Genomic DNA, 17,678 nt, shown 5'->3' on the forward strand with positions numbered 1-17,678 from the left:
AAAACGAAGGTTCGACCGGGCCGGCGTGCGAAACTTGACGTGCGTCGTGGACAGGCACGGTGGCCACCAGCGACGGGTGTGCTCGCGGCGGAGGTAAGCCCATGAGGTATCAGTCCTGGACCACCGACGACACCGACGCCTGGCGCGATCTCAGCAACAGCATCCTCCCGATGGACCACCGGTTCCCGACCCCGGGAAGCTGGCGTGCGGACCTCACCGCCCAGGAAAGCGGCAACTACCGGCTGCTCCACTGGGATCAGCACGGAGACCGGATCGCCCTCCGCACGCCGTCGCACATCCGCAGAGTTCCCGACGAGCACTACTGGATCGTCGTGCCGCAACGCGGCGTGTACACCGTCAGGCATGACCAGGACGAAACCCGAACCTTTCCCGGATACGCCTCCGCCATGAGCATGGACGAATCCTGCCTGCTCTCCGTTCCGGCTTCACAGGCATACGCTTTCCAGGTGCCGCGCTCCGAAATAGACAACCACATCAATTCACCCAGGCCGTTACGTCTCGTCCTCGACCTGAACACCGGACTCGGCCGGATCCTCAGCACAATCATAAGCAGCACCCATGTCGAACAGTACAATCTTTCCGACCATGAATTCCACGCGGTGTGCGACCGGATGACCGAACTGTTCTGCATGCTCGCACTCAACGACACGCGTCCGCAGGAAACTCATCTCACCGAGGTCGCCCAGGTCGTCCGGCGATACGTCCGGCAGCAGCTCGGCGCCGGCAAGCTGCCGCTCGCCACCGTCGCGCAGGCGCTCGGCTGGTCGCCACGCCAGCTGCGCAACGCCCTCCACGAAACCGGTACCACCTACCGCGACCTACGCAATGAGGAAACACTGCGAGCCGCCCGGGACCTGCTCCAGGACCCGGGCGGCACCCACCTCAGCGTGAGTGAGATCGCCGCCCGCGCAGGCCTCACCCCCACCTGGTTCTCCTCGGCGTTCAAGGCGCGCTACGGCGAAAGCCCTCGAGAATTCCGCCGCCGCAGACTCAGCGAGACGGCGTCCTGCGACCCGAGTTCCCCACCCACCTCCCCGTAGATCCCGCTCAGGTGCAGGCAGCCTCATCGCCGTCTATCACCGGGCCCGCTCGGCCGGTGGCGCCAAGATCAGGTCCCCTGCCCTGTTGACCTGCGGTGACATCCGCACAGGAACCCCGTTAAGTCGGACCTGCTTCAACGAGAAACGTCTCACAGCGAACTTGACCTTAATCGGTCACGTCAGTCATTGCTCTTGTACGTCCTCTGTGCCTCATGGATCGTTCCCCGGGAGAGATCGCCGAACGAGGGTGTGCCGGACGGCGTTCGCCGCCGGTGTGCCCTCAATTAGGGAAAGGGGCACAAAGTGACACGGGGGTACTCGCCGCGCGGCAGCCTGGCCGCCGTCATGGTGATCATGACGGTCCTGGGAGTCGCCGTGGCGGTCCAGGTCGTTCGCCCTCCGAAAGCGGAGGCGTTCGCCACCTATTACTGGTTCTCCTCGGGGCACGGGGAGCACGAGAAGATAACGCGGGCCGCGCTGGAATGCCCGGAGGACCAGCCGTCCGACGGCACCTGTTTCGAACCGGACTCGATGGACATTCTCGCGGGATACCGCACCTACCTGGGCGGGGTCGGGGCCCCCGACTCGTGGGCGAGCGGCGGCGAGCTGGACGACCCGTCGGCCCACTGCGACAACGCCGACTACATCCGGCCGGAGGACAACGGCGGCCAGACGTACGTGCGCACCCGGGCGCAGGCCTCCGACCAGCTGGTCGCCTGCCTGCGGCACCTGCGCGGCCGGTTCCACGGCGCCGCCGAGCAGGCCGGGACCGTCTTCGACGGCGACGGCGACCTGTCCCGCTACGAGACCCTTTCGAGCTGCGCCGACTACGGGCCGCCGGGACAGCGGGCGCGCGCCAAGTGCCGGTTCGTCGACCTGTTCGGCCGCACCCTGCACGGCGTCCAGGACTTCTACTCCCACTCCAACTGGGTCGACTCCTCCGACCCGTCCAAGCCGACAAGCGTCGGCAACCCGCCCGGCATGCACCGGAGCGAGGTGTTCCCGCTGATGAGCTTCCGGCTGCCGCTGTCACCGCCGTCCGACGTTCCCGAGCAGCTGGCCACCGGCTGCTACCCGTCGGACGAATGTGATGGCCGAATCCGCCACGACGAGGAACTGAACAAGGACGTCGCGCAGATCGACCCGCGCACCGGAAAGGTCACCAGGGACGGGACCAGCGCTCGCGGTTCCATCCTCGACAACGAGGAACGCGCCGTCCAATGGGCGATCAACGACACCCGGCGTCAGTGGGCGGCGATGCGCGACGAGATCAAGGCCCGGTACGGCGAGGTGAAGGGCAACACCATCATCTGCGCCATGACACATGACACCCCCGTCCGCAACTGGCCGTGGACCAGGGGCGACTGCGAGTAGAGCACGCCGGTCGCCGACGGTAGGCCTCGCTCCATGCGAGCGAGGCCTGCCGTCGAACGCTTCGCGCTACGAGTCGCCGCCTGGGCCCGCGGCACGGTCCCGGGGCTCGAGGCGGTCGTCTTGGCCGGACGGGGTGTCGAGCGTGGTGGCCCAGCTGGCCAGCAGGCGGAGTTTGTCCTCGGAGTCGCTGCCGGGTTCGGTGCCGTAGACGACCAGGGTCAGGTTGTCGGCGGCCAGGTCCAGTGACTCGTAGTTGAGGTGCAGGTCACCGACGACGGGGTGGTGGAAGGGCTTGCTTCCGATGTGGTGCTGCCGGACGTCGTGGCGGGCCCAGCGGGCGCGGAAGTCGTCACTGCGGGTGGACAGCTCGCCGACGAGGTCGGTGAGGGCCTTGTCGTAGGGATCGCGGCCGGCTTGGCCTTGCAGGAGGGCGACGGTGTCGTCGGCGGCGCGGTTCCAGTCGCCCCAGAACTGGCGGGATCGGGGATCCAGGAAGATGAAACGGGCGTGGTTGGGGGCGGCGCCGCGGGCGGCGTCGATCATGGGGGCGTACAGCGCGCGGCCGAGGGGGTTGGTGGCCAGGATGTCGCCGCGGCCGTTCATCACGAACGCGGGTGCGTCGGTCATGGAGTCCAGCATCCGCTGCACGGTGGGCCGCACCTGCTGCGGGGCCGAGCGGCGCCGGCGGCGCGGTCCGGGACCGGCGGTGCGGGCCAGGTCCTCCAGGTGGGTGCGTTCCTCGTCGTTGAGCCGGAGGGCGCGGGCCAGAGCGTCCAGGACGTGGTCGGAGACTCCGGACAGGTCGCCGCGTTCCAGCCGGGAGTAGTACTCGACGCTGACGCCCGCGAGCTGGGCGACCTCCGCGCGGCGCAGCCCGGGGACCCGGCGGGTGCCGTAGGAGGGCAGCCCGGCCTGCTGCGGGCTGATCTTGGCCCGGCGGGAGGTCAGGAACTCGCGGACTCGGCTGCGGTGATCCACCCTCCCCAGGCTAGGCGGCCCCCCGCCCGCGAGGGGTGCCCTGCCGGTACACCTTTCACCAGTGCCTTTCTCCTCCCCTGATCAGCGCTTTCGATGGGTGATGGCCACCTCGCCCGGCCCACGCGGCCTCGGACGGCGAGGCCCATGACGAGAGGAGCAGTTCTTCATGCGCGTTCACGCCTACGCCGCACCGGCCGCCGCCGCGCCGCTGGAGCCCACGGTCATCGAGCGGCGTGACGTCGGTCCCAACGACGTGCTCATCGAGATCAAGTACGCCGGCATCTGCCACTCCGACATCCACACCGTCAACGGCGACTGGGGTCCCCAGCCCTATCCGGTGGTCCCCGGCCACGAGATCGTCGGCATCGTCGCCGAGACCGGCGCCGACGTCACGCGCCACCAGGTGGGCGACCGCGTCGGGGTCGGCTGCATGGTCGGCTCCTGCGGTCAGTGCACCAACTGCCGCAACGGCGACGAACAGTACTGCCTCGACGGGATGGTGCCCACCTACGCGGGCGTGGACCGGGACGGCACCACCACCCAAGGCGGTTACTCGACCCACATCGTCGTCGACGCCGACTTCGTCCTGTCGGTGCCCGAGGGCATCGACCTGGCGGCCGCGGCGCCGCTGCTGTGCGCCGGCATCACCACCTACTCGCCGCTGCGCCGCTGGGGGGCCGGCCCGGGCAGGAAGGTCGCCGTCGTCGGCCTCGGCGGACTCGGGCACATGGCCGTCAAGATCGCCCACGCGCTCGGCGCCGAGGTCACCGTGCTCTCGCAGTCGCTGAAGAAGCAGGAGGACGGCCTGCGGCTGGGGGCCGACCACTACCACGCCACCGGCGACCCCGGCACCTTCGAGCAGCTCGCCGGCCGCTTCGACCTGATCGTCAACACGGTCAGCGCCACCGTCGACGTCGACGCCTACCTGGGCCTGCTCGCGGTCGACGGCACCCTGGTCAACGTCGGCGCCCCGGGCGAGCCGCTGAGCCTCGACGTGTTCTCCCTCATCACCGCCCGGCGCTCCTACGCCGGGTCGATGATCGGCGGCATCGCCGAGACGCAGCGGATGCTGGACTTCTGCGCCGAGCACCACATCGGCGCCGACATCGAGCTGATCACGGCGGACCGGATCAACGAGGCCTACGAACGCGTCCTGGCCTCCGACGTCCGCTACCGGTTCGTCATCGACACCGCCGGCCTCGGCTGACGTGCGGGGCAGGTGCACGCCCCGGCCAAGACCTGGACAAGGACGTCGCAGGTCGTCACCGGAAATGAGCAGAGGGGCGCGCACCGCGGGTAGGGGTTCGGCAGATCCGTCGACGTGGCCGCCCAGCCCGGCCAAGGAGGAGCCGACCATGGAGATCTTGAAGCGACGGCCGACCGGCAGAGTGCCCGCCGAGTGGTTCACCGGCGAGGCCTGGTTGGATGTGATCTACGCCGGGGAGGAGCCGTCCCGGGCCCGTCTGAACCGGGTCCGATTCGCTCCCGGCGCCCGCACCGACTGGCATTCACACGTCTTGGGGCAGACGCTGCACATCGTGTCGGGGGTCGCGCTGGTGCAGGAGCGCGGCGGGCAGCTCATCGAGGCCCACCCGGGAGACACGATCTATACCCCGCCCGGTCAGGAGCACTGGCACGGCGCCGCCCCCGACTCCTTCATGGAGCATCTGGCCCTCTGGGAAGGCAGCGGCAACCCGGACGCACCCGACACAATCTGGGGCGAAAAGGTCACCGACACCGAGTACGAGCGCCCACGCTCCACCACCCGCAACTGACCCCGTCCCGACGACCCGCAACCGCTCCGTCGTCCCGCCGGGCGCGGCTCCCGTGTCGCGGTCGCGCGGCGTCGGCGCGGGGTTTTCGGGGTGCGACCGTTTGGCTACGCTTTGGTGTGTGGCCCTCGAACGCAACGAGCGACTCGCGGAGCAGCTGGCCTCGTTGCAGGAAGAGGCCTGCAGATGGCGCGACGGCACCGCGCGGGCGTATGTCGGCGAGGGTCTGGAGTTGCTGCAGAGACTTGCGGTTCCGGGGGTCCACGTCCCTCCACGGCACCGTGAGGAATTCATCAACGTGCTGGAGGACATGGCGGTCTCCGCCCGTCCGTTCCTGCCCGACGCCTCCCTCGTTCCGTACGTGTCCAGGCTTCTCGACCTCCTCACGCCGTATGACGGCCCGCCCGCGGCCGCCCCGGACGACCCGGTCGCGGAACGCCTGCTCAGGCGGGACCAGAAGGCCGCACGGAAGCAGCAGGCCCGTGAGCAGAAGGCCGCTGAGCGGGAACGCAAGGCCGAAGAGAGACGGAAGCGGCGACTGGGCCTGACCGCCGACGAGGGCGGCCCCGACCGCTACTGGAGCCCGGACTGACGCTCCCCTTCGTTACGCGCGATTGGTGCGGAAGCGACGGCGGGCGGCCAGAGGTTCGAGGCCGGATCGCCACCAAGGCAGCCAGGCGGAGGGCTGCCGCAGTACCAGTTGCGCGAATGGAAGCGGGTCGAAGAACGCGTCCCGGCGGAGGACTTTTCCGGATTCGGTCATCCAGATTTTGTCCACGGCAGGGATCTGTGCAGGTATCCGACCGACGGTTGCGCTGAACCGGTGTTCGATGAACAGAATGTCATCGCATCCGGACCACCCCACGACGTCGCTGCGGAGATCGGGGAGGAGCGCGAGGAGCCGACCGGACTCCTCCCACCATTTGCGTCGCCCCCTGATCTTGGGTATCAGCGGCTGGTTGAGCTCGACGTCCTCGACCAGGAAGTCATCCCAGGCACGAGGGTGTGGCTTGTCCCAGCTCGCGGCGAAACCCTCGACGAGGGTCTGGTGAACGCTGCGCCAGTCGACCATTACAGCGCTCCGAGCTCCTGCATCGCGGCGGCGACGTCGAGGTAGGTCTCCTTGCGGTGTACCAGCTTCCCGGACATGCCGATCACATCGACCCCGCTGAACCGCATCGGTTTCCCGGTCGGCTGGAGGACCGATCCGCCGAGCGGAAGCGGGGCGGCCAGAGTCGTGGTGATCGAGCACTGGTGCACGAAGAAATCGGGTCCGACGCTGATCCTGTCCGTGGCGAAATGGATGTCCGGCCAAAGTGCCAGCAGCCCCGCGAAGACCTCACGGACTTCGGCCTTGCCGGTGACCTCGGACGAGCCCAGCAAATGCAGGCGGAACACGGTGTCCTCGGTATGCATCGCCATGATTTCGTCCACGTCGTGGGAATTCCACGCTTGGCCGTAGTCGTCGACGATCCGCAGGAGTTCCTTTTCGGTGACGGTCATGGCTTCTCGCCCACCCTTTCGGATGATCTTGTAATCATTACAAGAACCTGCCGGGTACGGTAGCAGACGACATGGATCCGCGGAGACAGCGCACGGTCGAGGCCCTGCTGCGGGCCGCTGAGGAGATCTTCAGCACGCGCGGCGCGGACGAGGTGACCGTCGAGGAGATCGCCCGGAAGGCCGGGGTGGCCGTCGGTTCGATCTACAACCATTTCGGGTCGAAGTCGGGGCTGCACGCGGCCGTCGTCGAGCAGGCCCTCGGCGTCGACCGCGACCACATGGACCGCGCCTACGGGGAGGAGCGCACGCCGGTCGAACAGCTGTACGCCGCCGCGGACGAGTACCTGGAGTTCTACCTGGCGTATCCGGAGTACTTCCGGATGCTGGCCTTCCCGGGCGAACCGGGGCAATATCCGGCCGGACGCGAGGTCGCCGAACGCCTGGCCCGTTCGGTCGACGGACAGAACCGGCGGATGGTGGAGGCCCTTCGCCGTGCGATGGACGCGGGCGCGATACGGGCCGTCGACCCGGAGGAAGCCGCCACCGTCCTGTGGGCGGCCTGGAACGGGGTCATCAGCCTCGGCTGGCGGCCCGACAGCCTGCGACGTTCCGAGCCCGAACTCCGCAGGCTGGTGCACACCGCCACCGACATCATCGCCAACGGACTGCTGGCTCGCTGACGGCCTGCCACATGGCGCTCAGCGTCGGGGCGGCACGCCCTACTCGTCGGACTGCGGAAGGCTCGCCTTGGCCGTCTCGTAGTCGCCGGCCGGAGCGTCGTCGTCCAGGCGATAGACCAGGTGGACGACGCCGGTCGCGAAGGTCTTGGAGGAGATGAGCTTCAGCGGCAGCGGCGTGTCGGCGTCCTCGAACAGCCGCATTCCCTTGCGCACGGCGATCGGATGCACCAGCAGGTGCAGCTCGTCGAGGAGGCCCGCCGCCAGGAGCCGGCGGACGATCGAGACCGACCCGCTCATCCCGATGTCCGACGTGGACGGTTCCTTCTTCAACGCGGTCACGGCCTCGATGAGGTCGCCTTGGAGCTGCTCGGAGTTGCGCCAGGTGAAGTGGAGTTCCTGGCCTGACACCACGATCTTGCGGGCGTCCCCGAGCTTCTTGGCGAAGTCGGCGTCTTCGCCGCCCGCCTTCTCCCGGTCCGGCCACGCCCCCGCGAAGCTGTCGTAGGTCCTGCGGCCGAGCAGGAGGGTGCCGGCCGAACCCAGTTGGGCGTCGACGGCCTGGCCCATCTCCTCGTTGAAGTACGGGAAATGCCAGTCCTGCGGGTCTTCGACGACTCCGTCGATCGAGATGAACAGCCCTGCAGTGATCTTCCGCATCCTGATGCTCCTCGGACATCGCGACGAACAGTGCTCACCGGATTCGACCAGCGCCGTCACCAGAACTCATCGGGCCGCATGCCGGGGCTGTTGACGCCGTCTTCGCGGGCACATACTCTCTGGAACCATCGTTCCGGACTGTACCGATCGTTACAGGCTGCCGAGTGCCGGAGACACCGCAGGGAGGCGCACCGTCGTGTCCGAATGTCCGCAGTACGACGTGGCCGTGATCGGCTATGGCCCCACCGGCGTGACGGCCGCGAACCTGCTCGGCGCGCTGGGCGTGTCCGTCGTGGTCGTGGAGCGCGACGCGTCCGTCTTCGGCCGCGCGCGGGCGATCTCGACGGACGAGGAGGTGATGCGCGTCTGGCAGGAGATCGGGCTCGCGGAACGGTTGAAGCGGGACATGCTGCCCGACAGGCCGATCGACTTCGTCGACGCCGGCGGCCGGTCGTTCATCAGCGCCGTCCCCACGCCGCGCGGTCAGGGGCATCCGCCGCAGATGTTCATCTACCAACCGGCATTGGAACGCACGCTTCGCGAGGGCGTCGAGCGGTACCCGAATGTGGACGTGCTGCTGGAGCACGAGTGCCTGCGGGTGAGCCAGGACGACCAGGGCGTCGAGTTGCTGATCGCCCGGTCGGGGCAGGACCGGCTGACCCGGGTGCGGGCGTCCTATGCCATCGCGGCCGACGGTGGTTCCAGCCCCACCCGGGGCCGGCTGGGCGTCGGCTTCGAGGGACGTACCTACGAGGACCGCTGGCTGGTCATCGACACCGAGCTCGTCAAGGAATGGCCCGGCCACGACCGGCTGCGCTTCCACTGCGACCCGGACCGTCCGGCGGTCGACTGCCCGACACCGCTCGGACACCATCGCTGGGAGTTCCCGGTTCTGCCGGGCGAGGACGAGAAGGAACTGGTGACCGACGCGGCCGTCTGGCGGCTGCTGGGCCGGCAGGGCATCACCGGCGAACACGTGTCGGTCCTGCGCGCGGTCGTCTACAGCCACCACGTCCGCTTCGCCGACCGCTGGCGGATCGGGCGGATCTTCCTGGCCGGCGACGCCGCGCACGTCATGCCGCCATGGATCGGGCAGGGCATGGCCGCCGGCGTCCGCGACGCGGCGAACCTGTGCTGGAAGCTGGCCGCCGTCCTCGCCGGAGCGTCGCCGGACCCGCTTCTGGACAGCTACCAGGAGGAACGCGCCCCGCACGTGCGGAACATGACCAGGCGTGCCGTCCTGGTCGGGCACATCATCACCGAGCGGCGGGCGTGGCTGACCGCGCTCCGCGATCCCGCCTTCCGGGGACTGCGCAGGCTGGGACGCGTCGACCGCGCTTTCCAGGGCGCCGCATGGATCCCGGCCTGCCGCTACCGCAGCGGCTTCTTCCACAAGTCGCACGGCACGACGGCTCCCGGCCGCAAGGCGCCCCAGCCCTGGGTTCTGGACGAGTCCGGGACCCGGCGACGGCTGGACGACGTCCTGTATGCGGGCTGGTCAGTGCTCCATCTCGGCCCCGTCCCGCACGGGGCTTGGCAAGCCGCGGCGGACGTCGTCATGCAGATTCTGCCCGCTGATTCCGCTCCCCGCGCGGGCGCGATCGTGGACGCCGACGGCACGCTGACCAGGTGGATGCGGCGCATGCGGGCCGTGTCGCTGGTGCTCCGGCCGGACCGCGTCGTCTACGCCGCCGCGACCGCGCGGCGCCCCTTGCCCTCCCCTCCGCTCTCCCCGCTCACACCGACTCATGCACTACCGGAGCAGACCTCATGACCAGCACACCGTTGTCCGAGAAGACCGTCCACGCGGGTGGGCAGGACGTCTTCGTCGCCGAGGCCGGGAGTGGTCCGACCCTGGTCCTGCTGCACGGCGGAGGGCCGGGAGCATCCGGCGTGTCCAACTACGTCCGCAACATCGACGCCCTGGCCGAGCACTACCGGGTCATCGTGCCGGACCTGCCCGGCTATGGCCGCTCCACCAAGCACGTCGATCAGCGTGACCCCTTCGGCCACCTCGCAGCCGCCGTCCGCGGCCTCCTCGACGAGCTCGGGCTCCAATCGGCCCACCTGGTCGGCAACTCCTACGGCGGCGCCGCGGCCCTGCGTCTCACGCTGGACACCCCCGACCGCGTGGACCGGATGGTCCTGATGGGCCCCGGCGGCGTCGGCACCACCCGGGCGCTCCCCACCCCGGGACTTCGGAGCCTGCTGTCCTACTACGGCGGAAACGGCCCGTCACGCGACAAGCTCGCAACGTTCATTCGTCGTTATCTCGTCCATGACGGATCCGCCATTCCGGACGAGGTGATCGAGGCCCGCTATCGAGACAGCATCGATCCCGCGGTCATGGCGGACCCGCCGCTCCGGCGCCCGTCCGGTCCCTTCGCGCTGCGCACTCTGTGGCGCATGGACTTCACCCGTGACCGCCGCCTGGCCACGCTGAAGACGCCCACCCTGGTCATCTGGGGAGCCGGAGACAAAGTCAACCGCCCGAGCGGCGGCCCCACCCTGGCCGCGACAATGCCCGACTGCGACCTGCTGATGTTGGCGAACACGGGCCACTGGGTGCAGTGGGAGCGGCCCGAGCTGTTCAACAAGACCGTTCGGGAGTTCTTCGATGGACGATGACTCCCTCTTCGGCCACACCCATCTGGGATACATCGTGGTCGAGACCGACAGGTTCGCCGACTGGCACCGCTTCGGCGCCGACGCCATCGGCATGCACGCCGACCCTCTCGACGCCTCCGCCATGCGGTTCCGCCTGGACGACCACCAGTGCCGCTTCCTGCTGAAACGCGGACCGGCCGAGGACGTCACCGCCGTCGGCTGGCACATCGACGACCACGCCGCCTTCGACCGGATCCTCGCCCGGGTGCGCGACAACGGCGTCCCTCTCTCCGAAGGCACATCGGACGAAGCGGCCCTGCGCGGGGTCGAACGCCTCTGGCGCTTCCCCGGCCCCAAGGGAATCACCCAGGAGATCTTCACGCGCCCGCGCCTGGCGTCCGAACCACCTGCACTGCGCACCGGCGGCTTCGTGACCGGCGAGGACGGCATGGGTCACATCGCGCTCACCTCCACCAGACCCGCCGAACTGCGCGGTTACTTCACCACGGTCTTCGACGCCCGCCTCACCGACTACATCGACGAGACCATCAGCGGCGTCAAACTCAAGATCCGTTTCCTGCGGGTCAACCGCCGCCACCACTCCATCGCGATCGCCGCCACCCGCGGCCTGCGCCTGGATCCGATCCGCACCCGCGTCCAGCACCTCAACATCCAGGTCGCCGAACTCGACGACATGACACGCTCCTACCAGCGCGTCAAAGAACTCGGCTTCCGGACGGCCCTGTCGATCGGACAGCACACGAACGACCGGGAGCTCTCCTACTACGCCGTGACGCCGTCCGGCTTCGAATGGGAGGTCGGCTGGAATCCCCTCGTCATCGACGAGACCACCTGGGAGCCGAGCACCCACCGCGGCATCAGCATCTGGGGCCACACGCCCGTGGGGCAGACCGTCATCGACAAGCTCACCCAGTTCCGCCAGGCCGCGACATCGCTCACCCGCGACGAGCAGACCGTGCCGGCGCTCAGCGGAAAGGGAACCCCGGACGACCGAGCCGCCACCCGTCGCCTCAAGCGGCGTGCATGAGCCGTGGCCCGCACTCCTGCCGAGGCGTCTACTCAACGAAACCAAGAAGTTCCTGCAGGTTTCTGACCTCGCCGCATTGACGCACCCGCCGGCCGCGCCGGGAACACGACCTTTTCGCAGATCAATCCGCTGGAAGTCCGTATGCCGACCTGTGTGCACAGCGAACATGTGCGACCACATTCTGCGGACCTTTGATGAAAAATGACAGCCGGTCTTGACCGGTTCGACTTCGCGCTTCATTGTGGTCATCACGTGAGGCATCTTCGCTGACATCCCGGCCGTATCCCGGCCGTGATTTCCAGCGTCGAACGGCGCGTGCCTCGTACTGGTTCCTGCCGCATACCCGGGACCCGTGGGAGCACGCGTGCACTGGAGAAGACCGATCACGACGGCCACGGACGCCTGTGCGGGTGCGGCCGCGCCGCACGGTACCGGACGCGCGACCGCACGCGACGTCGACCGGACACGGGTGTCGCCGAGCCGCGGTGATCCCGGATCGATCAGTGGTGCCGCCTCGAAATCCCGCCGAGCGCCCTGTCGTTCACGCTGAGCGGAATGGCTCGAAAACCGCTCTCCGCCTAGAACCCACGCCCAACCCGAACACGCGTCGATTCCGACGCGTGCGACTCCGCATGCCCAAATCCAATTGCCGTCAACACTTTGGACACGTGCAAGTGTCTCAATTTTGTAACGCACTTGAATTTGCATGACAAAAATGAAATAAGTTTCGTCACCACCCCATTTTGGCACCTCCCGAAAGGAGCCACAGGTGTCACGCATCCGCACCCTCGCCGTGGTAGGAGCCGCATCCGCCTCCGCCTTCGCCCTGATGATGTCGCCGGCGTCCGCCGCCGGGACGACCATCCACAGCGGCAGCATCAGCGGCCCCCTCTACTCCGGCGGCGTCACCGCCACGAACCTGGGCAACGTCACCGTGACGACCTCGCTGAGCAACGCCACCTGCACCTCCGCCGTCCAGTCGGGCACGGTCAACTCGGACGGCACCAACCTGAACGTCACATCCGCGTCCTTCAGCGGCTGCACCAGCAGCCTGGGCAGCGTGACCGTGACCGCCCAGAGCCTGCCCTGGACGGGTGGTTCAGTGGTCTACGCCCCGGTCTCCGGCGGCAGGGACGGCACCATCACCGTCGGCAACTTCACCGTCGGCGCGACCGTCTTCGGCATCAGCTGCGTCTACAGCGGAACCCTCACCGGCAACGGGTACAACCCCGACAACCCCAACCGGCCCAACACCTCGGTCGCCCAGGCGCAGGCCCAGATCAGCAATGGCACCGTGAACAAGAAGAGCGGATCCGGCCTCTGCCCGGCCACCGCGACGGTCAACGCCACCTACCAGCTCGTCGGCGCCAACGGCGAGCAGCTCTGGGCGTCGAGCTGACCCCCGGCCGCACCTCCGCTCACCATTGACGCTGAGCGCTCGATGGGGCCGTTCGCTCCGACCCGGGTCGGACGAACGGCCCCATTCGAAAGATCGCGATCCAAATAATTTATCACCGACCGTGATCACACGGTCCCGGAATGAGCGCCCGACCTCCTCTTGTCGTCGCAGGGTCGTTTCCTCCTTACAAAGCGTGTTCTTGGGTGAGGAGTCAGCGAATGTTACGGTCCTTGCTTCCCCTGGAGGTGATCGAGTGAACTACCGGCGCACACTGAGTGTCGGCGCCGTGAGCGTGGCCCTGCCGGTCATGGCGACCGGCGGTGTTCACGCTCTTCCTGCGACATCGGACGGCTCCAACGCCAAAATCTCCGCCGCCGCCCCCGACAAGGCCGACTTCGTGATCAAGAGGGGCAAAAGCAAGGTCAAGGTCGTCAAAGCGCTCGACAGGAAGCTGAAGAAGAGCGGCGTCCAGTCGCTGCTCAAAAAGGGCAACCGCAGGCTCCGCGCGAGGGGTTCGAAAGGCTGCCCGCCGCGAACGGCCAAGGTTCCGCGCAAGGCGCTCGCGTACTGCTGGGCGGGCGGTGCGGACTCCACCAAGGCGAAGTGGATCCCGCAGGGCGTTTCGAGCGTCTCCGACGCCAAGGACAACGAGAAATGGGGCAGCGCCAGGAACACCATGGTGGTCACCTGGTACGCACCGAAAGCCGGCAACATCCGCGTGACGTTCGTCAACCTTCAAAAGCGCACGTATCGGCATGTGCTGCTGGTCATGCCCGGCATGAAGGGCAAGAAGCCCAGCTACAGGGACATCGACAGCCACGCGGGCGGCGTCGCCTGGTACGGCAATTACCTCTACGTCGCCGAGACCCGGCTCGGTCTGCGGGTGTTCGACATGCGGCAGATCTACGACCTCGGCAAGAGCAAGAACGGCACCACCAAGAAGAAGGGCCGGGTCGGCCTGCACGGCAAGACCTACTACGGACACGGCTACCGGTATGTGATGCCGCAGGTCGGCAGCTGGGTGAACGCAAAGGGCAAGGGGCCGCTGAAGAAGTGCGAGACCGGTGGCCCGCCCAAATGGTCCTGGGTGTCGGTCGACCGCAGCTCGGTGGACTCCCTGGTCACCGGCGAGTACTGCCCTGAGCCGAAGGACTCGCGCAAGAAGGGGCCGAACGGCCGTATGGCCACCTGGGCGCTGCGGAACGGGAAGCCCCGGACCGGCGGCGACGGGCGCGCCCGCGCGCTCGCGGTCTCGCCCCTGCCGGTCAAGCGGGTCCAGGGCGGTGCGACCGCGATTCGCGGCGGCGGGAATGAACACGCGTGGTTCGGCCACTACTCCAAGGGCGAGGGCAAGGGCCCCCACCCGGGGGTCCTCCTGCATGCCGTGTGGAGCCGGAGCAAGGGCCGATGGGAGAAGAAGGGCACCCAGCCTCTCGCCAAGGGCCCCGAAGACCTGGCCTGTTACCGCGCCCAGGGACGCATCTGGACGGTCGCCGAGCACAAGAGGATGCGTGCGCTCTACGGCGTCCCCGTCGGCAAATGCGGCCCCTGAGCGGTGTCACGCCCCACTTCACCGCGCCGCTGGTGATTCCCGAGATACAGGCAGACCAGGATCGTCGCGGTCGCCAGCACGGGACGCAGCAGGGGTAGACGCCGATCATCCCGACCGCGCTGCCGGCGAGCCCGAACTGACGCAGCGGCAGTACGAAAGTAGGCGGAGCCGGGCACGTCGTCGAAACCGACCAGGCTCACCTCCCCCGGGACGTCGCGGCCGGCGTCGTACAGCGCCCGGCGCACCGCCGGCGCGGTGTCGTCGTTGCCGCAGAGAATCGCCGTGACGTCGCCGTCCTCCGCCAGGACGCGGCCCGCCTCGTAGGCCGACCGTGCGTCCCATCCGGCGTGCACGGCCTCGGGGGCCGGCGCGGCGGTCTCGGTGGGGGCCTGCCGCCACCCGGCCTCGCGGCCCCGCGTCCCCGACTCCGAGGGGATCGCCACGTGATGCACCGTCCGGTGCCCCAGCGAGAGCAGATCGGCGTCGAAGGCCACGACCACGACGCCGCCCGCGGTGGGATCGCGGGCGTACTCGACGGCCTGCTTGACGTCGGCGGCGCTCACGACTCGATCACGCGGACGCCCACCGCCAGCCCCTGCCCGCGCGCCAACTCCTCGATGCCCTGCAACGTGGCCGCCTAGCCGTAGAGCGTCGTGTTCGACGTCACCACGGTCACCGCGCGCGCCCGGCCCAGCCCCAGGGCCTGCGCCGCGCGATTCGGCCGGTACCCCAGCCGCTCCATGGCCTCTAGCACCTGACGCCGCGTGTCCTCGCGCACCCGCGGCGAGTCGTTGAGCACTCGCGACACCGTCTGGTAGGACACGCCGGCCGCGGCCGCCACGTCCCTGATGCTCGGGGCCGCGTCCCCCCGGCGGCGCCGGCGGGCGGCGTCCGGCCGCAAAGGTTGACTCACGCGGCCATCGTGGACATCCCCCAGCTCGCAGGGTCAAATGAACAGCGGTGCGAGTCAGGGCCGTCCCGGAGAGGAGGAGCGGCGCGGCGTCTCCAGGGTGAGCACGATCGCTTCGAGAGCCCGGTCGATGTCGTCGGCGGTGACGTCGAGGTGGGTGACCGCCCGCAGATGTGGGCCCACGGCCCCGAGCTTGACCTTGTAGGTGGCCAGCACGTCCAGGAGCGCGGCGTGGTTCCAGCCGTCCACGTCGAAGAAGACCATGTTGGTGTCGGGCCGAGGAGTGTGCAGCCGTACGGCCTCGATGGGCCGCAGGCCCTCGGCGAGGCGCCGGGCCAGCGCGTGGTCGTCGGCGAGGCGCCGGACGTTGTGGTCGAGCGCGTACAGGCAACCGGCGGCCGCGATCCCGGCCTGACGCAGCGCCCCGCCGAAGGCGTGCTTCAGCCGGCGGGCGCGGGCGATGAACTCTTCGGTGCCGGCCAGCACGGCGCCGATGGGCGCACCGAGGCCTTTGGTGAAGCAGATCCACACCGAGTCCACATGCGCGGCGAAGTCGTGGGCGGGGACGCCGGTGGCGACGGCGGCGTTGAGCAGGCGGGCACCGTCCATATGGACGGCGAGGCCGTGTGCGTGGGCGGCAGTGCAGACCTCGCCCAGCTCTGCCAGCGGCCATACGGCGCCACCGCCGAAATTGTGGGTCTGCTCAACGCACAGCAGCCGGGTCGCCGGTTCGTAGCGCGACCCGGCGGTCACCGCGTCCTCGACCTGCCGCGCGGTGAAGCGGCCGTGGGCACCATCGAGAGCCTCGGTCTGGACTTGGGCGAGCCTGGCGGCCCCGGCGCTCTCGGAGCGCAGAATGTGCGCGGAGCGGTGGGCGAGGATCGCGTCGCCGGGGCGAGTGTGCGCCGCGATGGCGAGGTTGTTGCACATGGTGCCGCCCGGCAGGAACAGCGCCGCCTCCTTGCCCAGCAGCGCGCGGACTCGTTCAAGCAGGAGGTTGACGGTGGGGTCTTCGCCGCGCTGCTCGTCGCCCACCTCCGCGGCGGCGATGACGGCGCGCATGGCGGCCGTGGGTCTGGTCAGGGTGTCGCTGCGCAGATCTGTCACACGGCGAGTCTCAAGGCGCGGACATCGAAAGGACAAGTTGTTCTTTTTTCGCATCGACGTAAGCTGAGCTTATGACGCTCGATGTACGGCGTCTCCGTGTGCTGCGGGAAGTCGCACGTCAGGGGACGATCGCGGCGGCCGCCCGTGCGCTGCACCTCACCCCGCCCGCCGTCTCCCAGCAGCTCGCCGCGCTCGAACGGGAAGCCGATGTGCGGCTGCTCGAACGCGAGGGGCGCAAGGTCGCTCTCACCGAGGCCGCGCACACGCTCGTCGCGCACACCGAGACGATCCTTGCCCAGCTCGAAGCGGCCGCCGCCGACATCGCCGCGATGGAGGGCCGCTACGGCGGCAGCCTGCGCATCGGCGCCTTCCCCACCGCCGCGGCCTCCTTCGTCGCCGTGGCCTTGGCGGAACTCGCTCCGCGCCTGCCCATGGTTCGCGTGCACGTCGAGGAACTCGAACCTGAACGCGCCCTGGACCTGCTGAAGAGCGGCAACCTCGACCTGGCGGTCGCCCACGAGTACGACCTGGTGCCGCGCCGCGCCGACCCGGCCCTGCACCGCGTCGAGTTGCACACCGAGCCCCTGCGCGTCGCCCTGCCGCCGGGTCACCCGCTCGCGGACGCCGCCGGCGTGGATCTCGCCGCCCTGGCCGACGAGCGCTGGATCGCCCCGCCCGACGGCCTCACCTGCCTGGAGGAGCTGCACCGCCTGTGCGGCTCCGCCGGGTTCGAGCCCGTACTGGGGTCGCACGCCTACACCCATCCGCTGGTCTTCGCCCTCGTCGCGGCGGGGCTCGGCGTCGCGCTCGTCCCCGAACTCGCCGTCCGGCAGAACCTCGCGGGCGCCGCCGTCCGGCCACTCCAGCACCCTGCCGGATGCCGGCGAGTCTTCGCCGCCACCCGCCGCGGCACCGCCCACCGCCCCTCCATCGCGGCCACCCTCGATGCCCTGCGTGCCGCCGCCGACGCAGAGGCCCGCTGACCGCCGAAGGACGGGCCCGCCCTCTCGGAGACGGACCGGTTCGTTGT

19 protein-coding genes are annotated in these 17,678 nt (G+C 69.0%); 12 read left to right on the forward strand and 7 right to left on the reverse strand.

Features of this window, described 5'->3' with window-relative positions:
* Positions 1 to 101 precede the first annotated feature (101 nt).
* Together ACQPZP_RS34555 and ACQPZP_RS34560 are read left to right on the forward strand one after the other, a co-directional pair.
* Positions 102 to 1,061, forward strand: a complete 960-nt coding sequence (locus tag ACQPZP_RS34555) for a helix-turn-helix transcriptional regulator (RefSeq protein ID WP_433473884.1) — start codon at positions 102 to 104, stop codon at positions 1,059 to 1,061.
* A gap of 303 nt (positions 1,062 to 1,364) precedes the next feature.
* Positions 1,365 to 2,435: a hypothetical protein gene (locus ACQPZP_RS34560; protein WP_433473885.1), complete on the forward strand. Its 1,071-nt coding sequence runs from the start codon at positions 1,365 to 1,367 to the stop codon at positions 2,433 to 2,435.
* Between the two features lie 66 nt (positions 2,436 to 2,501).
* Here the strand turns inward: ACQPZP_RS34560 and ACQPZP_RS34565 are convergent, their stop codons facing one another.
* A complete protein-coding gene (locus ACQPZP_RS34565) occupies positions 2,502 to 3,413 on the reverse strand; it encodes a helix-turn-helix transcriptional regulator (protein WP_433473886.1) in 912 nt (303 codons plus the stop codon).
* 166 nt (positions 3,414 to 3,579) lie between these two features.
* On the opposite strand from ACQPZP_RS34565, the gene ACQPZP_RS34570 reads away from it, so the two are divergent.
* The 3 genes from ACQPZP_RS34570 (at position 3,580) to ACQPZP_RS34580 (ending at position 5,777) form a co-directional block, all read left to right on the forward strand.
* Complete coding sequence (locus tag ACQPZP_RS34570) at positions 3,580 to 4,620, forward strand: NAD(P)-dependent alcohol dehydrogenase (protein ID WP_433473887.1); 1,041 nt, start codon at positions 3,580 to 3,582, stop codon at positions 4,618 to 4,620.
* A 148-nt stretch (positions 4,621 to 4,768) separates the two neighbouring features.
* Positions 4,769 to 5,188: a (R)-mandelonitrile lyase gene (locus ACQPZP_RS34575; protein ID WP_433473888.1), complete on the forward strand. Its 420-nt coding sequence runs from the start codon at positions 4,769 to 4,771 to the stop codon at positions 5,186 to 5,188.
* A 118-nt stretch (positions 5,189 to 5,306) separates the two neighbouring features.
* Entirely contained in the window at positions 5,307 to 5,777 is a 471-nt protein-coding gene (locus ACQPZP_RS34580) for a hypothetical protein (protein ID WP_433473889.1), read from the forward strand.
* Between the two features lie 12 nt (positions 5,778 to 5,789).
* On the opposite strand, the gene ACQPZP_RS34585 is transcribed toward ACQPZP_RS34580, so the two are convergent.
* Positions 5,790 to 6,257, reverse strand: coding sequence for a nuclear transport factor 2 family protein (locus tag ACQPZP_RS34585; protein ID WP_433473890.1), 468 nt, complete (start codon positions 6,255 to 6,257; stop codon positions 5,790 to 5,792).
* Positions 6,257 to 6,688: a nuclear transport factor 2 family protein gene (locus tag ACQPZP_RS34590; RefSeq protein ID WP_433473891.1), complete on the reverse strand. Its 432-nt coding sequence runs from the start codon at positions 6,686 to 6,688 to the stop codon at positions 6,257 to 6,259. The genes ACQPZP_RS34585 and ACQPZP_RS34590 overlap by 1 nt, the downstream gene beginning before the upstream one ends.
* 71 nt (positions 6,689 to 6,759) lie before the next feature.
* Between ACQPZP_RS34590 and ACQPZP_RS34595 the strand changes: the two genes are divergently transcribed.
* The gene (locus ACQPZP_RS34595; RefSeq protein ID WP_433473892.1) at positions 6,760 to 7,368 is read left to right on the forward strand and encodes a TetR/AcrR family transcriptional regulator; all 609 of its coding nucleotides are present in this window, start codon (positions 6,760 to 6,762) and stop codon (positions 7,366 to 7,368) included.
* Between the two features lie 39 nt (positions 7,369 to 7,407).
* Here ACQPZP_RS34595 and ACQPZP_RS34600 read toward each other — a convergent pair whose 3' ends face one another.
* Complete coding sequence (locus tag ACQPZP_RS34600; RefSeq protein ID WP_433473893.1) at positions 7,408 to 8,025, reverse strand: dihydrofolate reductase family protein; 618 nt, start codon at positions 8,023 to 8,025, stop codon at positions 7,408 to 7,410.
* 196 nt (positions 8,026 to 8,221) lie between these two features.
* Between ACQPZP_RS34600 and ACQPZP_RS34605 the strand changes: the two genes are divergently transcribed.
* The 5 genes from ACQPZP_RS34605 to ACQPZP_RS34625 all read left to right on the forward strand — a co-directional run bounded on the left by ACQPZP_RS34605 (position 8,222) and on the right by ACQPZP_RS34625 (position 14,631).
* The gene (locus tag ACQPZP_RS34605) at positions 8,222 to 9,799 is read left to right on the forward strand and encodes a bifunctional 3-(3-hydroxy-phenyl)propionate/3-hydroxycinnamic acid hydroxylase (RefSeq protein ID WP_433473894.1); all 1,578 of its coding nucleotides are present in this window, start codon (positions 8,222 to 8,224) and stop codon (positions 9,797 to 9,799) included.
* Positions 9,796 to 10,653: an alpha/beta fold hydrolase gene (locus tag ACQPZP_RS34610; RefSeq protein WP_433473895.1), complete on the forward strand. Its 858-nt coding sequence runs from the start codon at positions 9,796 to 9,798 to the stop codon at positions 10,651 to 10,653. Before ACQPZP_RS34605 ends, ACQPZP_RS34610 begins: the two co-directional genes overlap by 4 nt.
* The gene (locus tag ACQPZP_RS34615; protein WP_433473896.1) at positions 10,643 to 11,680 is read left to right on the forward strand and encodes a VOC family protein; all 1,038 of its coding nucleotides are present in this window, start codon (positions 10,643 to 10,645) and stop codon (positions 11,678 to 11,680) included. The genes ACQPZP_RS34610 and ACQPZP_RS34615 overlap by 11 nt, the downstream gene beginning before the upstream one ends.
* Before the next feature lie 769 nt (positions 11,681 to 12,449).
* On the forward strand, positions 12,450 to 13,079 hold the full coding sequence (locus ACQPZP_RS34620) for a hypothetical protein (protein ID WP_433473897.1): 630 nt from the start codon (positions 12,450 to 12,452) through the stop codon (positions 13,077 to 13,079).
* 286 nt (positions 13,080 to 13,365) lie between these two features.
* Positions 13,366 to 14,631: a hypothetical protein gene (locus ACQPZP_RS34625; RefSeq protein ID WP_433473898.1), complete on the forward strand. Its 1,266-nt coding sequence runs from the start codon at positions 13,366 to 13,368 to the stop codon at positions 14,629 to 14,631.
* Here ACQPZP_RS34625 and ACQPZP_RS34630 read toward each other — a convergent pair.
* From ACQPZP_RS34630 to ACQPZP_RS34640, 3 genes are all read right to left on the reverse strand, one after another.
* Positions 14,598 to 15,194, reverse strand: a complete 597-nt coding sequence (locus ACQPZP_RS34630; protein WP_433473899.1) for a substrate-binding domain-containing protein — start codon at positions 15,192 to 15,194, stop codon at positions 14,598 to 14,600. The genes ACQPZP_RS34625 and ACQPZP_RS34630 overlap by 34 nt on opposite strands.
* A 74-nt stretch (positions 15,195 to 15,268) precedes the next feature.
* Positions 15,269 to 15,544, reverse strand: coding sequence for a LacI family DNA-binding transcriptional regulator (locus ACQPZP_RS34635; RefSeq protein ID WP_433473900.1), 276 nt, complete (start codon positions 15,542 to 15,544; stop codon positions 15,269 to 15,271).
* Between the two features lie 54 nt (positions 15,545 to 15,598).
* Entirely contained in the window at positions 15,599 to 16,648 is a 1,050-nt protein-coding gene (locus tag ACQPZP_RS34640) for a threonine aldolase family protein (protein WP_433473901.1), read from the reverse strand.
* 71 nt (positions 16,649 to 16,719) lie between these two features.
* On the opposite strand from ACQPZP_RS34640, the gene ACQPZP_RS34645 reads away from it, so the two are divergent.
* Positions 16,720 to 17,631, forward strand: a complete 912-nt coding sequence (locus tag ACQPZP_RS34645; protein WP_433473902.1) for a LysR substrate-binding domain-containing protein — start codon at positions 16,720 to 16,722, stop codon at positions 17,629 to 17,631.
* The last annotated feature ends 47 nt before the right edge of the window (positions 17,632 to 17,678 follow it).

It is taken from the genome of Spirillospora sp. CA-142024 (genome assembly GCF_050942325.1).
In the GTDB taxonomy this organism is placed as follows: domain Bacteria; phylum Actinomycetota; class Actinomycetes; order Streptosporangiales; family Streptosporangiaceae; genus Spirillospora.

What these genes read in the sequence shown, in the direction of transcription:
- ACQPZP_RS34645 (WP_433473902.1), top strand. Translation starts at nt 16,720, where the DNA reads ATGACGCTCGATGTACGGCGTCTCCGTGTGCTGCGGGAAGTCGCACGT.
- ACQPZP_RS34600 (WP_433473893.1), bottom strand. Translation starts at nt 8,025, where the DNA reads ATGCGGAAGATCACTGCAGGGCTGTTCATCTCGATCGACGGAGTCGTC.
- ACQPZP_RS34610 (WP_433473895.1), top strand. Translation starts at nt 9,796, where the DNA reads ATGACCAGCACACCGTTGTCCGAGAAGACCGTCCACGCGGGTGGGCAG.
- ACQPZP_RS34555 (WP_433473884.1), top strand. Translation starts at nt 102, where the DNA reads ATGAGGTATCAGTCCTGGACCACCGACGACACCGACGCCTGGCGCGAT.
- ACQPZP_RS34575 (WP_433473888.1), top strand. Translation starts at nt 4,769, where the DNA reads ATGGAGATCTTGAAGCGACGGCCGACCGGCAGAGTGCCCGCCGAGTGG.
- ACQPZP_RS34590 (WP_433473891.1), bottom strand. Translation starts at nt 6,688, where the DNA reads ATGACCGTCACCGAAAAGGAACTCCTGCGGATCGTCGACGACTACGGC.
- ACQPZP_RS34585 (WP_433473890.1), bottom strand. Translation starts at nt 6,257, where the DNA reads ATGGTCGACTGGCGCAGCGTTCACCAGACCCTCGTCGAGGGTTTCGCC.
- ACQPZP_RS34595 (WP_433473892.1), top strand. Translation starts at nt 6,760, where the DNA reads ATGGATCCGCGGAGACAGCGCACGGTCGAGGCCCTGCTGCGGGCCGCT.
- ACQPZP_RS34615 (WP_433473896.1), top strand. Translation starts at nt 10,643, where the DNA reads ATGGACGATGACTCCCTCTTCGGCCACACCCATCTGGGATACATCGTG.
- ACQPZP_RS34570 (WP_433473887.1), top strand. Translation starts at nt 3,580, where the DNA reads ATGCGCGTTCACGCCTACGCCGCACCGGCCGCCGCCGCGCCGCTGGAG.